Origin of the sequence: Stenotrophomonas sp. OVS01A (assembly GCF_019969775.1) — a bacterium.
GTDB lineage: Bacteria > Pseudomonadota > Gammaproteobacteria > Xanthomonadales > Xanthomonadaceae > Stenotrophomonas > Stenotrophomonas indicatrix.
Map to the genome: position 1 here is coordinate 191420 of NZ_JAHXYV010000001.1, position 12545 is coordinate 203964.

A 12545-nucleotide genomic window follows, 5' to 3' on the forward strand; every position below is an offset into this window, starting at 1 on the left:
CGGAAAACACCCCGCCGAGGCCGACCATGAGCAGCGAAACCCTCTTCAGCAAGATCATCCGTCGCGAGATCCCGGCCACCATCGTCTATGAAGACGACGACGTGCTGGCGTTCAAGGACATCGCACCGCAGGCGCCGGTGCACGTGCTGTTCATTCCGAAGAACGAGATCATTCCAACCCTGGATGACCTGCAGCCGTCGCAGGCGCACCTGATCGGCAAGCTGGCCCTGGCCGCCGCCGAATACGCGCGACGGGAAGGTTTCGCGCAGGACGGCTACCGCATCGTGATGAACTGCCGTGAAGATGCCGGGCAGACCGTGTTCCATATCCACATGCATCTGCTGGCTGGTGCGCCGCTGGGTCACTTCGGTACGCCAGGGCGTTGAGGCGGCCATCCACGCATGGCGTGGATCTACTGTTGTTGGTGCGCTGTCGATCCACGCCATGCGTGGATGAAAAAAGGCCGCCCGATGGGCGGCCTTGTGCATCATGCGTACCGGGCCTGGACTACCACCAGCCCCAGCCGCGGTAACCGCCCCAGTACGGGCCATACGGGCCCGGGCCCCACGGTCCGTACGGGTAGGGCACCACATCAACCTGGCGCTGCTCCGGCCACAGGTAGATCACGTCGGCAGACAGCTTCGGCAGCCGGTAGTCGTAATCGCCGATACGGGTGTTGGCGTAGCCATCGATCTTGCCGATGAAGGTCACGTCGCGGCCGGCTTCGAACACGGCCGGATCGTAGAAGCCGGCGCGGCAGGCGATGAAGCGGCCGTCGCTGGCATCGGAAGAGGTGGTGTTCGGGCGGCCACTGCCGTTGAGCGGGCGCGAGATGATCTGGAAACAGGTCTCGCCCTGGCCGGGCTTGGTTTCGATGATCCGGCCACCCCAGCGCACCGGCGTGCCGACCTGCTGGGTGGCAACCGAGTCGCGCGGGGAAACCAGGCTGAACTGTCCCTGCAGCGGCTTGGGGGCCGTGGCGCAGGCCGACAAGGCCAGGGCGGCCACGGCGGTGAGGAGGAACTTGGTATTCATGGGGAGGCTCCGGAAGTCGGGCGATGCCTGCGCAGGTCCCGCAATAATGGGGCGAGCTCGGTACAAGTGCCAGCGTAGCGTGCATCAGCGAAACGCTGGCTGAGTGTGATGAGGGCCGGGTCGGGGCGCAGTGCGTGGACCCGGCGGGCCCAGTGCAGGGCCGGTTCGTGCGGTTCGCGGCCCAGACCCAGCCGCACATAGCGCTGCCCCATACGGTGCCAGGCGCGCAGCAGCGGGTCACGCTCGCGTTCGCCACGGGCGAGCAGCCATGCCATCCACGCCAGCGCCAGCAACGCGGCCATCACGAAGCCGGCCAGCAGCTGTCCAGGGCCGAGGTCGTCCAGTCCGAACGGTTGCAGCAACTGCTGCTGGCGGCGCGCGTCGAAGGACAGCACCAGTTCGTTCCAGCCCCTGCGCATCCAGTCGCCGACCTGGCCCAGCTGCAGCCAGCGGTGCTGCAGGCCGGTATCGGCCCCGGCCTGCAGGCGATCGTCGAGCGTGTCCAGGATGCGCTCGGGTGCTACTGCCGCTGTCGGATCGATGCGTACCCAGCCGCGTTGCGGCAGCCACACCTCAGCCCAGGCGTGGGCGTCCATCCGCCGCAGCACCCAGTAGTCGCCGATCCGGTTGCGCGTGCCGCCGGCGAACCCGGTGACCACCCGCGCGGGAATGCCGGCATTGCGCATCAGCACCACGAAGGCAGAGCTGAAATGCTGGCAGTAGCCGGCCTTGTACTCGAACAGGAATGCATCGACCGGATCGCGACCGGGGGCCGGTGTTGCCAGCGTGTACGAAAAGTCCGCGGTGATCCACGCCAGGGCGCGACGGACCACGGCGTCGTCGTCGGTGCCCGCTTCCTGCCGCCACTGTCGGGCCAGGCTTGCCGTGCGTGGGTTGAAGCCTTCCGGCAACTGCAGCGCAGCGCGACGCTGGTACGACGACAGCGTGGCATCGAAGCGCTGCGGCGGAGCCGAGTGCAGGCGCCACCGGCTCAGTGCGGACAATGCGCGGTCGCTGCTCAGGCTCAGGGCTGCATCCAGCCGGCTGCCCTCTGGTGCGGCAGTAGGGAGATCCAGCGCGACCAGCTGGCGACGGTCGGTGGGTTCGTAATCGATCTGATAGTCCCAGCCCTCCGTGCCGTGTTCCACGATGGCTGGCGGCAGACCTTCGGTACGGCGGTCGCGTCGCCAGACATGCCCATCGAACTGGGTCAGTACCGGCCCGCGCCAGTAGCGCTGTGCCGGCGCTGGAACCGCGCCGAAGAACTGCGCCCGCAGGGCCGGGGTGTCGTCGGCCATCAGGTCCAGCCACTTGTCCGGCTCCATCGTGTCCGACAGCCCCGGTGTGCCGACGGCGCGTTCGGGAATGCCCCACAGCGGCGTGGCCAACCGCGGGAACAGCCAGAAGCAGGCCAGCGCCAGCGGCAGGCCGATCAGCAGCAGGCGACCGACACCACGCAGCTGCGTGGTCAGCGGCGGCGGCGCACTGCGGCCTTCACCCTGCGCCAGGCGCTGCAGCGCAATCAGGGCGCTGACGCCGGCCAGCACCGCGAGCACGGTGGTCAGCGGCCCCTGGTCGAGCAGGAAGGCAGCAAACGGTGAAAACAGGGCAAAGCCGAGCAGGCTGCGTGCATCGCGCAGGGTACGCAGCTCGCTGGACTTGATCGCCAGCATCGCCGCCAGCAGCGCGCAACCGGTATCCCGACCGGGGCGCACCGCCCCCATCTGCCAGACGATGGCAGCAAGCATGCCCAGCACCAGCAGTACCCGCACCGGCATCGGCAGCACGCCGCGCTGTGACAGTGCTGCGGTGACGAGCGCCGCCACGGCGATCAACGCGGCCAATGCGGTGGGCAGCAGCAGCAGCAGCGGCAACAAGGCCAGTGCGGCGCTGGCCAGCGTCCACGTGCGGGTGTTGCGGTCCAGCAGCAGGGCAGGCTCAGTCATGGGGAAGCAATGCCAGCGCGCGCAGGCACAGATGGTGGTGGCTGGCTCCCTGGCCGGGGCCGAGCGGTGGCTGCATCGGCAGCAGCAGCGTATAGCGACGGCCTTCGCGCTCGGCGCTGTCCACCCAGCGTGCCAGCCGCGCGATGCGGGCCTCCTGGCCCAAGGGGGCCAGCGCGCGCCAGTCCAGCACGACCTCGATGCCTATCGGTTTTTCATACTCGCGTACCAGCAGCGTGTCGCGGCGCGCCGAGTGTTTCCAGGCAATGCTGCGGGGTGGATCCCCGGCGCGATACGAGCGCAGCTGGTGCAGTTCCTCGCCGTTGGCATGGGCGCGGGTGTGCAGCGGATCGCTGCCCTGCTGCGGCAGCGGCGGTGCCTTCGCTTCGGCCAGCGGGTAGACCAGCAGGGGTTCTTCCGGCCACACCCATGACCACGCCTTGACCAGGCCAAGCGGCTGGGTGCTGGACAGGCGGATGCGAGGCAGTTCCAGCCAGCCACGGCGTTCGCTGGGTACTTCCAGCTCGGCTTCACCGCGGCCGTGCGCGGGCAGGTCGAGCCACGCTTCGCTGTTCCCCAATTGCAGGTGCAGGCCGTGGCGCGCTCGCGGGTCGCGCAGCGACAGGTCCACGCGCAGGCGCAGCGGTTGCCCGGCCGGCACCGGCTCGGCGGAGATCGCATCGATCTGTACGCCCGACAGCTGCAGGTGTGCGGCGATGGTGCTGGCGATCGCGGCTGCGGTCAGCAGCAGTGCCAGCAACAGGGCCGGATTGTTGTTGTAATTCAGCGCGCCCAGCAGCATCGCGACCAGCAGGCAGGCCACAAACAGGCCGAAGCGGGTGGGCAGCACATAGATGCGCCGGCGGTCCAGCCGCTGCGGCAACGTCTCCGGCGTACGCGGGCGTGCCATCTGCAGCAGTCGCCGGGCATGCGATGCCATCTTCAATCGACCGCGACGGTCTGCAGGATCGCCCGTGCCAGCGCCGGCCCTGTGCTGGACTCGGCTTCGCCCACCAGGCGATGGCCCGCCACCGCCACGAACAGGGTCTGCACGTCTTCGGGCACGACGTGGCCACGGCCGAGCAGCAGCGCATGTGCCCTGGCGGCACGCAGCAGGGCCAGGCCGGCGCGCGGCGACAATCCCACGCGTACGCCGGCATGCTGGCGGCTGCGGGTCAGCAGGGCCTGCACGTAGTCCACCAGTGCGTCGCTGACATGCACCTGGCCGACCGCTTCGCGCAGGGCGCGTACCTGGTTGTCGTCCAGCTGCGGCAGCGCGCGGGCGATCAGGTCGCGACGATCGCTGCCGCGCAGCAGTTCACGCTCGGCCTGCGCGCTGGGATAGCCCATCGCCAGCCGCAGCAGGAATCGATCCAGTTGCGAGTCGGGCAACGGGAAGGTGCCCGACAGATCCACCGGGTTCTGCGTAGCGATCACGAAGAACGGATCGGGCAGGGCATGTGTCTGACCGTCGAGGGTGACCTGCTGCTCGGCCATCGCTTCCAGCAGGGCGCTCTGCGTGCGCGGCGGCGCCCGGTTGATCTCGTCGGCCAGCAGCACGTGGGTGAACACCGGCCCGGGATGGAACTGGAACTGGCGGCTGCCGGCGTCGTACACCGATACACCGAGCACGTCGGCAGGCAGCAGGTCGGAGGTGAACTGCACGCGCTGGAAGCTCAGTCCCAGGCTGCTGGCCAAGGCGTGGGCCAATGTGGTCTTGCCGAGACCAGGCAGGTCTTCGATCAGCAGATGGCCGCCAGAGAGCAGGGCCACGAAGGCCAACCGCACCTCATGCACCTTGCCCAGCACCAGCGCGTTGACCTGGTCCTGCGCATTGCGCAGGGACTGACGCAGTTGATCGGTTAGCATGCTGGGCATGGGGGACGAAGCTGTCATGGTCGTCTCAAGTTCGGTAACCGGTCGATTCTATCCATACATCAATGCAGGGCGAACAGCGCGCACGTACGATTTTTCTCTGGTTATGGACGCTCGTCACAGCGGCCAAACTGGTCGTGGCCGCACGCCTGCCGTTGTTCGTCGATGAGGCGTTCTATTGGCAGGAAGGCCAGCATCTGGCTGCGGCCTATTCGGATCTGCCGGGGCTGACGGCCTGGTTGACCCGGTTGGGTGTGGAGCTTGGCGGCCAGCATGTGCTTGCGCTGCGCCTGCCGTTCCTGGCCATCGGTGCACTGCTGCCGCTGCTGGTATCGCGCATTTCGGCGCGCTGGTTCGGCAATGTTGCCGGTTGGCAGGCCGGCAGCTTGACGCTGCTGATGCCGTTGTCGGCAACGCTGGGCCTGCTGGCCGTACCTGATGTGCCGATGGCACTGGCAGCCGTGCTGTGCCTGGACGCCGGCGCACGCCTGCTGCGCAGCGTCGACGCTTCCTCGGCGGTGAAGCTGGCGCTGGGCCTGCTGATCGGTGCGCTCAGCCACTATCGCTTCATCGGTGTGATCGGCGTCGGCTTCATTGCTCTGCTGGCGCTGCCGCAGGGCCGGCGCATGCTGGCCGATCCGCGCGTCTGGGTGGCCCTGGCCGTTGGCGTACTGGCATGGCTGCCGCTGTTGGCCTGGAATGCCGACAATCACGATGCGGGTCTGAAGTTCCAGGTAGTCGAGCGCCACCCGTGGGCATTCGAGTGGCGCGGCCTGTGGTTCCTGGTGATCCAGCCGATGCTGGTGACGCCCGTCCTGTGCATTGCGATGTGGAAAGTTGCGCTGGCCGGCACCCGCAACGGCGGCGGTGCACGCGTGCAGTGGCGCTATTTCGGCCTGGTCGGTGGCGTATCGACGCTGGGCATCTTCGCCCTGGGCTTCTTCACCGATGTCGAACGCATCAGCTTCCATTGGCCGCTGCCGGGTTACCTGGCCCTGCTGGTGGCGGTGCCGGTGATCCTCAACGGCTGGCCACGCTGGTTGCGGCGTACCGGCTGGTGGCTGGCCGGGCTGGGCATGGTGCTGGCCTTCGGCTATTACCTGATGGCGTCCTCGTCATCGCTGCGCGAGCAGTTGGCCGGCGACAAGTACTACCCGCGCAACTTCGCCGGCTGGCAGCCGCTGGCTGCTGCGGTCCGCGAAGAACTGCAGCAGATGCCGGAAGGCAGCCGCGTGCTGGCCGGCAACTTCAAGGTGGGCGCCGAACTGGGCTTCCAGTTGGGCCGGGGTGACATCGACGTGCTGCCGCATCCGCTCAACGACAAGCACGGCCGCACCGCGCAGTTGGCGCAATGGGGCCAGGTGCATGAAGGTGAGCGCGAGGTGCCGATGCTGCTGGTGCTGTCGCCCAGCGATCAGCGTTTCCGCGATCTGCTCACCCGCTATCACGCCATTTGCGAACAGGTCGGGCCGCTGCCGCCACCGCGCGTGGTCAGCAACGATCACGGATTCCAGCGCTTCCTGCTGTTCCGCCTGCCGGTGCAGCGCGCGCAGGGCGCGTGCGTGACGCCTGCGCTGGCCTACCTGGACTCGCCGGCCAATGGAGATGTGGTGAACGGGACGCTGGCGATCAAGGGCTGGGCGTTCAAGGAGGGCGTTGGCCTGTCGCGGGTTGAAGTGCTGGTGGATGGTCGTTCGATCGGCGACGCCACCTATGGACGGGTGTTCGATATCCGCCACGCCTGGCCGGACAGCACCGATCCGCAACATCCGGCTGTCGGCTTCGACGCAACACTCGATACCACGACGCTGGCACCGGGAAAGCACTGGCTGGGCCTGCGCCTGCACGGTCGCGATGGAAGCGTGGAGCAGTGGCAGGAGCAGCCATTCGTGGTGGGCAAGCGCTGAGGCAGCGTGCTTCGTGCCGGGGTTAGGGCACCGCGAATCCGGCCCTGCGCAGCAATCCGCACAGTGCGATCAGCGGCAGCCCGATCAGCGCCGTGGGGTCTTGGTTGTCGATGGCCTCGAACAGGCTGATGCCCAGGCCTTCGCACTTGAAGCTGCCGGCGCAGTCCAGTGGCTGCTCGATGGCCACGTAGCGGGCGATCTCGGCCGCCTGCAGCGCGCGGAAGCGCACCTGGGTCGTATCCATTGCCGAAAGTGATTCTCCGTCTCGGATGAGACTGATGGCCGTGTGGAAGCGCACCGTCTGCCCGGACATTGCCGCCAGCTGCGCGCAGGCCGCCTCGACCGTGCCCGGCTTGCCCAGCGGCTGACCGTTCAGGTCCGCCACCTGGTCCGAGCCGATCACCCAGCTGCCGGGGTGGCGGGCGGCCACCTCGGCCGCCTTCGCGCTGGCCAGGCGCGCCGCCAGCGCCAGCGGCGCCTCGTCGGCCTCCGCGGTCTCATCCACCTGCGGTCGTGCGCAGTCGAAGGGCAGGCCCAGCCGTTCCAGCAGGTCGCGGCGGTAGCGGGAGGTGGAGGCCAGGACCAAGGCAGGCATGCAGGAATTCCGGGGGCGGGGCGCGGCAGTCTGGCCCGGTACCGCCAGCTACAGCAAGCCTTTCATGGCAGTCATTTGACACACGACCTGCCGATCCTTAATATTCGGCGGCTTATGTCCGCGAACGTACCCGAAACGCTGGATGCCTGGCGGATGGTCGTAGCGCGAAGGCGCTTCGACGGTCAGGTTCCCCTGGCTGAATTGACTCGCCTGCAGGGGCTTGTCGCAGATACCGAAGGTGAGTGTAATTACTCGCTCGAATTCGGTCGCGACGAGATCTTGCGGGTATCCTATGTGGAACTGACCATCGATACCGCGTTGCCGCTGACCTGTCAGCGCAGCATGCAGCGTTTCCTGCTGCCGGTGAAGATGACCCAGAGGCTTGGCCTGATCCGCGAGGAAGACGAGGAATCGTCTTTGCCGGAGGAATACGAGCCGTTGCTGGTGCCGGAAGATGGCCAGCTGCGTCCGTTGGACCTGGTCGAGGACGAGTTGGTGCTGGCGGTGCCGGTGGTACCCCTGTCGCCGTACGGTGAGGCAGTCGACAAGGACTGGGCGCCGACCGAAGAAGAAATTGAAAAGGCCAACCCGTTCGCGGCGTTGGCGGCATTGAAGAAACAATAGCAGCCGGTTGTCGTCGGCGGCTGCGGCGAAAGCGAAAAGTGTGCTGGACGCTGGCGTCCTGTGCGACGAAACGACGAAGCAAAACGAACCGAGTTTGGAGCAATCCCATGGCTGTCCAGAAATCCCGTGTTACCCCGTCCCGTCGCGGCCAGCGTCGTTCGCATGACGCCCTGAGCGCCAAGCAGCTGTCGACCGACCCGACCACCGGCGAAGTGCATCTGCGTCACCACATCACTGCTGACGGTTTCTACCGCGGCAAGAAGGTCATCCAGACCAAGTCTTCGGCTGTCCAGGAAGACTGATGTGCCGGAAGGTCGCTGCCCGCTGGGCAGCGGCCTTCGCCTTCTTTCCCGGGCACGCCGGTGAACGGCGGCTCGTGCAACAGGAAACATGATGAGCAAGCGGATCTACTCGAGGATCGCGGGCACCGGTAGCTATTTGCCGGAAAAAGTCCTGACCAACGCCGACCTGGAAAAAATGGTCGAGACCTCGGACGAGTGGATCCAGACGCGCACCGGTATCCGTGAACGGCACATCGCTGCCGAAGGCGAAACCACCAGCGATCTCGGCTACCAGGCCGCGCTGCGTGCGATCGAAGCCGCTGGTATCGACGCTTCGCAGCTCGACATGATCGTGGTCGGTACGACCACTCCTGATCTGATCTTTCCCTCCACCGCGTGCCTGATCCAGGCCAAGCTCGGTGTGAGCGGCTGTCCCGCTTTCGACGTCAACGCGGCCTGTTCGGGCTTCGTGTTCGCGCTCAGCGTGGCTGACAAATTCATCCGCTCCGGTGATGCCCGCCATGTGCTGGTGATCGGCACGGAAACCCTGACCCGCATCGTCGACTGGGAAGACCGCACCACCTGCGTGCTGTTCGGTGATGGCGCGGGCGCCGTCGTGCTCAAGGCCGACGAAGAAACCGGCATCCTCAGCACCCACCTGCATTCGGACGGCAGCAAGAAAGAGCTGCTGTGGAATCCGGTCGGCGTTTCGGTCGGTTTCGGTGAAGGCAACAACGGTGGCGGCACCATCAACATGAAGGGCAACGACGTGTTCAAGTACGCCGTCAAGGCGCTGGACTCGGTCGTGGACGAAACCCTGGATGCCAACGGCCTGACCAAGTCCGACCTGGACTGGCTGATTCCGCACCAGGCCAACCTGCGCATCATCGAAGCCACCGCCAAGCGGCTGGAGATGTCGATGGATCAGGTCGTGGTCACCGTCGACAAGCATGGCAACACTTCGTCGGCCTCGGTGCCGCTGGCCCTGGATGCTGCTGTTCGTTCCGGCAGGGTCGAGCGCGGCCAGCTGTTGCTGCTGGAAGCGTTCGGCGGTGGCTTCACGTGGGGTTCGGCACTGCTGCGCTATTGATAGTGCCAGTTACGACAACGTGAAACCGTCGTTACGGCCCCTCTGGGGCCGTAATGCGTTAAAGGAGACTGTCATGGTTGAGCCCATCGTCATCGAAGGGCAGCGCGCCTGGCTGAAGCAGTACGGCGAAGGAAGCCGAGCAGTGGCCCTGGGCCTGCTCAATTTTGTTGCCCGCCGGTTCCATCTCGATGCCCTGCGCCCGCCGCCGCACCGCGGTGGCGACGCCGCGCGCGAAACCGAGGCCCGCCGGCTGGCGGAACTGCAGGCGCAGGGCGTGAACGTGCCCGCGGTGATCGGCAGCGGCCACGCCGCGCTGGTGATCGGCGACAACGGCAGCTCGTTCAATACCTGCCTGCGCGAAGCCGACGATGCAGGCCGCGATCGCCTCGTGACCGCGGCAATGCAGGCCATTGCCGAAGCACACGCACGTGGCGCCTATTTCGGCCAGCCGTTGCCGCGCAACCTCACCTGGGATGGCCAGAACGTCGGTTTCATCGACTTCGAAGAAGATCCGCTGGAAGTCATGGACCTTGCCGAAGCGCAGGCGCGTGACTGGCTGATGTTCGGCTACGGCGTGGCCAAGTACTACGCTGACCGCCCCGAAAGCCTGCAGGCGATGATGGCCGAGGCGATGAACGGGGTGCAGGCACCGGTGCGCGCGCATGTGCACGCCGTCAGCGGCCGTCTGCAGCGCCTGGCGCGGGTGTGCATGAAGCTGGGGCGCTCGGCGCGTGCGCTGGCCCACTCCATCTTCATCACCCATGGCGCCACCACGCTGGGCCTGCTGATGGTGGTCGGCCTGTGCATGGACTGGTTTGCCGACGGCGAGCTGGACATCCTGCAGCTGCTCTGCTGATCGCGGTCCGCCGGGCATGGCCCGGCGCTACCGGTAGTGCCGGGCCATGCCCGGCGGACCCCGTATCGCGGCACTGTCCATACGCCGTGCATACGCGCACGTACAGACGACACGGCATGTTCCCCCTTATCATGGCCCGCTTCGATTGCAACAAGCGGATGACCGCGTGACCGTATCCACCCTCGCTTTTGTCTTCCCCGGTCAGGGCTCGCAGTCTGTGGGCATGCTGGCCGAGCTGGCCGAACTGCACCCGCAGGTGCGTGAGGCCTTCACCGAGGCATCCGATGGTGCCGGCGTCGACCTGTGGGCGTTGTCCCAGGGCGGCCCGGAGGAAATGCTCAACCGTACCGAATACACCCAGCCTGCCCTGCTGGCCGCCAGCATCGGCGCGTGGCGCGCCTGGAACGCCGTGGGCGGTCCGCGTCCGTCGGTTCTGGCGGGCCACAGCCTGGGTGAGTACACCGCCCTGGTCGCCGCTGGCGCCCTCAGCCTGCACGACGGTGCGCACTTGGTGCGCCTGCGCGGCCAGCTGATGCAGGACGCCGCACCGGCGGGTGTGGGCGCCATGGCCGCCGTGCTCGGTGCCGAAGACCAGCTGGTGCTGGACGTCTGCGCGGAAGCCGCCGGCAGCCAGGTGGTCGTTCCGGCCAACTTCAACTCGCCGGGCCAGATCGTGATCGGCGGCGACGCTGCCGCGGTCGACCGGGCGCTGGCGCTGCTGGCCGAGAAGGGCGTGCGCAAGGCGGTCAAGCTGGCCGTCAGCGTGCCCTCGCACACCCCGCTGATGCGCGAAGCCGCCAACCGTCTGGCCGAAGTGATGGCCGGCCTGTCCTGGCAGCTGCCGCAGCTGCCGGTGGTGCAGAACGTCGACGCCAAGGTGCACGACGGTGTGGACGCGATCCGCGCCGCGCTGGTGCAGCAGCTGTACCAGCCCGTGCAGTGGACCGGCTGCGTGCAGGCGCTGGCCGCCCGTGGCGTCACCCGGATCGCCGAATGCGGCCCGGGCAAGGTGCTGACCGGTCTGGTCAAGCGCATCGACAAGGCCATCGACGGCCGTTCCCTGGCCACCCCGGGCGACTTCGAAACCGCCCGCGAGACGTGGTCGGCCTGATTGCCCCTGTTCCTGCCGACCGTGCCGGTGGCCGCTGCAAGCGGCGCGGGTGCGGCGGCCGCCCCAGCCTGAGGAAAACATCATGAGCAAGCCCCTGCAGGGTGAAATCGCACTGGTTACCGGTGCCAGCCGTGGCATTGGTGCCGCCATCGCCGATCTGCTGGCCGCCCAGGGCGCCACCGTCATCGGCACCGCCACCACCGATTCCGGCGCCGCCGCGATCGGCGAACGCCTGGCTGCCCACGGCGGTCACGGCCGCGCGCTGAACGTCACCGACGCCGCTGCGCTCGATGCCGTGCTTGACGGTATCGCCAAGGAATTCGGCCCGATCTCGATCCTGGTCAACAACGCCGGCATCACCCGCGACAACCTGCTGATGCGCATGAAGGAAGACGATTGGGCGTCGATCATCGACACCAACCTGACCAGCGTGTTCCGTACCAGCAAGGCCGTCATGCGCGGCATGATGAAGGCGCGCAAGGGCCGCATCATCAACATCGCCTCGGTGGTGGGGGTGACCGGCAACGCCGGCCAGGCCAACTATGCCGCCGCCAAGGCCGGCATCATCGGTTTCTCCAAGTCGCTGGCCAAGGAAATCGGCTCGCGCGGGGTCACCGTCAACGTGGTCGCGCCGGGCTTCATCGACACCGACATGACCAAGGCGCTGCCGGAAGAAGCGCGTACCGCGCTGATCGGCAACATCGCCCTCGAACGCCTGGGTTCGCCGGAGGACATCGCCCATGCGGTGGCCTTCCTGGCCAGCCCGGCTGCCGGCTACATCACCGGCGAAACTCTCCATGTGAACGGCGGCATGTACATGCCGTAAGCAAGGGGCGCAGGGATCGCGCCGCAAGTGGTTGATCTGCGAGGATTTTTGCTGCAATGCAAGGTCACGCCGGTTTCCACTACACTATCCCACGGCCATCGCCTTTGATGGCGACCACTTTTGAACCACTACTCCATCTGGAGCGATATCCCATGAGCACCATCGAAGAACGCGTCAAGAAAATCGTCATCGAACAGCTTGGCGTCAAGGAAGAAGAAGTCACCAACAGCGCATCGTTCGTCGATGACCTGGGCGCTGACTCGCTGGACACCGTCGAGCTGGTGATGGCGCTGGAAGAAGAATTCGAGTGCGAGATCCCGGACGAAGAAGCCGAGAAGATCAGCACCGTGCAGGCTGCGATCACCTACATCACGGCCCACGTCAAGGCCTGATGCAGGACGT

14 protein-coding genes are annotated in these 12545 nt (G+C 66.8%); 9 read left to right on the forward strand and 5 right to left on the reverse strand.

The genetic code is table 11. From position 1 onward, the window contains the following. Positions 1-26: 26 nt before the first annotated feature. Positions 27-386: a histidine triad nucleotide-binding protein gene (locus LC407_RS00925; RefSeq protein ID WP_032977365.1), complete on the forward strand. Its 360-nt coding sequence runs from the start codon at positions 27-29 to the stop codon at positions 384-386. A gap of 121 nt (positions 387-507) precedes the next feature. Here LC407_RS00925 and LC407_RS00930 read toward each other — a convergent pair whose 3' ends face one another. From LC407_RS00930 to LC407_RS00945, 4 genes are read right to left on the reverse strand one after another with little or no spacing between them, the layout of a single operon-like run. Further along, positions 508-1035 (reverse strand): Slp family lipoprotein, encoded by a 528-nt coding sequence (locus tag LC407_RS00930; protein ID WP_025879379.1) that lies wholly within the window; start codon positions 1033-1035, stop codon positions 508-510. Then, positions 1032-2981: a DUF3488 and transglutaminase-like domain-containing protein gene (locus tag LC407_RS00935; protein WP_223482017.1), complete on the reverse strand. Its 1950-nt coding sequence runs from the start codon at positions 2979-2981 to the stop codon at positions 1032-1034. The genes LC407_RS00930 and LC407_RS00935 overlap by 4 nt, the downstream gene beginning before the upstream one ends. Beyond that, positions 2974-3918 (reverse strand): DUF58 domain-containing protein, encoded by a 945-nt coding sequence (locus LC407_RS00940; protein ID WP_223482018.1) that lies wholly within the window; start codon positions 3916-3918, stop codon positions 2974-2976. The genes LC407_RS00935 and LC407_RS00940 overlap by 8 nt, the downstream gene beginning before the upstream one ends. 2 nt (positions 3919-3920) lie before the next feature. Then, on the reverse strand, positions 3921-4874 hold the full coding sequence (locus tag LC407_RS00945) for an AAA family ATPase (protein ID WP_025879382.1): 954 nt from the start codon (positions 4872-4874) through the stop codon (positions 3921-3923). Positions 4875-4918: 44 nt separating this feature from the next. Between LC407_RS00945 and LC407_RS00950 the strand changes: the two genes are divergently transcribed. Further along, positions 4919-6760 carry a glycosyltransferase family 39 protein gene (locus LC407_RS00950; protein WP_223482019.1) on the forward strand — a complete coding sequence of 614 codons (1842 nt, stop codon included), beginning with the start codon at positions 4919-4921 and terminating at the stop codon, positions 6758-6760. A gap of 22 nt (positions 6761-6782) precedes the next feature. Here the strand turns inward: LC407_RS00950 and LC407_RS00955 are convergent, their stop codons facing one another. Further along, positions 6783-7355: a Maf family nucleotide pyrophosphatase gene (locus LC407_RS00955; RefSeq protein ID WP_223482020.1), complete on the reverse strand. Its 573-nt coding sequence runs from the start codon at positions 7353-7355 to the stop codon at positions 6783-6785. Positions 7356-7469: 114 nt separating this feature from the next. Between LC407_RS00955 and LC407_RS00960 the strand changes: the two genes are divergently transcribed. The 7 genes from LC407_RS00960 to acpP all read left to right on the forward strand — a co-directional run bounded on the left by LC407_RS00960 (position 7470) and on the right by acpP (position 12535). After that, positions 7470-7979, forward strand: coding sequence for a YceD family protein (locus tag LC407_RS00960; protein WP_025879385.1), 510 nt, complete (start codon positions 7470-7472; stop codon positions 7977-7979). Between the two features lie 107 nt (positions 7980-8086). Further along, complete coding sequence (gene rpmF / locus LC407_RS00965; RefSeq protein WP_025879386.1) at positions 8087-8281, forward strand: 50S ribosomal protein L32; 195 nt, start codon at positions 8087-8089, stop codon at positions 8279-8281. Positions 8282-8372: 91 nt separating this feature from the next. Then, the gene (locus tag LC407_RS00970; RefSeq protein ID WP_025879387.1) at positions 8373-9350 is read left to right on the forward strand and encodes a beta-ketoacyl-ACP synthase III; all 978 of its coding nucleotides are present in this window, start codon (positions 8373-8375) and stop codon (positions 9348-9350) included. Positions 9351-9423: 73 nt separating this feature from the next. Beyond that, positions 9424-10206 carry a serine/threonine protein phosphatase gene (locus LC407_RS00975; protein WP_025879388.1) on the forward strand — a complete coding sequence of 261 codons (783 nt, stop codon included), beginning with the start codon at positions 9424-9426 and terminating at the stop codon, positions 10204-10206. 166 nt (positions 10207-10372) lie between these two features. Continuing rightward, complete coding sequence (fabD, locus tag LC407_RS00980) at positions 10373-11317, forward strand: ACP S-malonyltransferase (protein ID WP_025874079.1); 945 nt, start codon at positions 10373-10375, stop codon at positions 11315-11317. An 82-nt stretch (positions 11318-11399) separates the two neighbouring features. Continuing rightward, the gene (fabG, locus tag LC407_RS00985; RefSeq protein WP_223482021.1) at positions 11400-12143 is read left to right on the forward strand and encodes a 3-oxoacyl-ACP reductase FabG; all 744 of its coding nucleotides are present in this window, start codon (positions 11400-11402) and stop codon (positions 12141-12143) included. 152 nt (positions 12144-12295) lie between these two features. Further along, positions 12296-12535: an acyl carrier protein gene (acpP, locus tag LC407_RS00990; protein ID WP_025874077.1), complete on the forward strand. Its 240-nt coding sequence runs from the start codon at positions 12296-12298 to the stop codon at positions 12533-12535. Positions 12536-12545 lie beyond the last annotated feature (10 nt).

Coding starts and splice junctions, on each gene's coding strand:
- LC407_RS00950 (WP_223482019.1), top strand. CDS start 4,919: ATGCAGGGCGAACAGCGCGCACGTACGATTTTTCTCTGGTTATGGACG.
- LC407_RS00960 (WP_025879385.1), top strand. CDS start 7,470: ATGTCCGCGAACGTACCCGAAACGCTGGATGCCTGGCGGATGGTCGTA.
- rpmF (WP_025879386.1), top strand. CDS start 8,087: ATGGCTGTCCAGAAATCCCGTGTTACCCCGTCCCGTCGCGGCCAGCGT.
- LC407_RS00975 (WP_025879388.1), top strand. CDS start 9,424: ATGGTTGAGCCCATCGTCATCGAAGGGCAGCGCGCCTGGCTGAAGCAG.
- LC407_RS00930 (WP_025879379.1), bottom strand. CDS start 1,035: ATGAATACCAAGTTCCTCCTCACCGCCGTGGCCGCCCTGGCCTTGTCG.
- LC407_RS00935 (WP_223482017.1), bottom strand. CDS start 2,981: ATGACTGAGCCTGCCCTGCTGCTGGACCGCAACACCCGCACGTGGACG.
- fabG (WP_223482021.1), top strand. CDS start 11,400: ATGAGCAAGCCCCTGCAGGGTGAAATCGCACTGGTTACCGGTGCCAGC.
- LC407_RS00925 (WP_032977365.1), top strand. CDS start 27: ATGAGCAGCGAAACCCTCTTCAGCAAGATCATCCGTCGCGAGATCCCG.
- LC407_RS00970 (WP_025879387.1), top strand. CDS start 8,373: ATGAGCAAGCGGATCTACTCGAGGATCGCGGGCACCGGTAGCTATTTG.
- LC407_RS00940 (WP_223482018.1), bottom strand. CDS start 3,918: ATGGCATCGCATGCCCGGCGACTGCTGCAGATGGCACGCCCGCGTACG.
- acpP (WP_025874077.1), top strand. CDS start 12,296: ATGAGCACCATCGAAGAACGCGTCAAGAAAATCGTCATCGAACAGCTT.
- LC407_RS00945 (WP_025879382.1), bottom strand. CDS start 4,874: ATGACAGCTTCGTCCCCCATGCCCAGCATGCTAACCGATCAACTGCGT.
- LC407_RS00955 (WP_223482020.1), bottom strand. CDS start 7,355: ATGCCTGCCTTGGTCCTGGCCTCCACCTCCCGCTACCGCCGCGACCTG.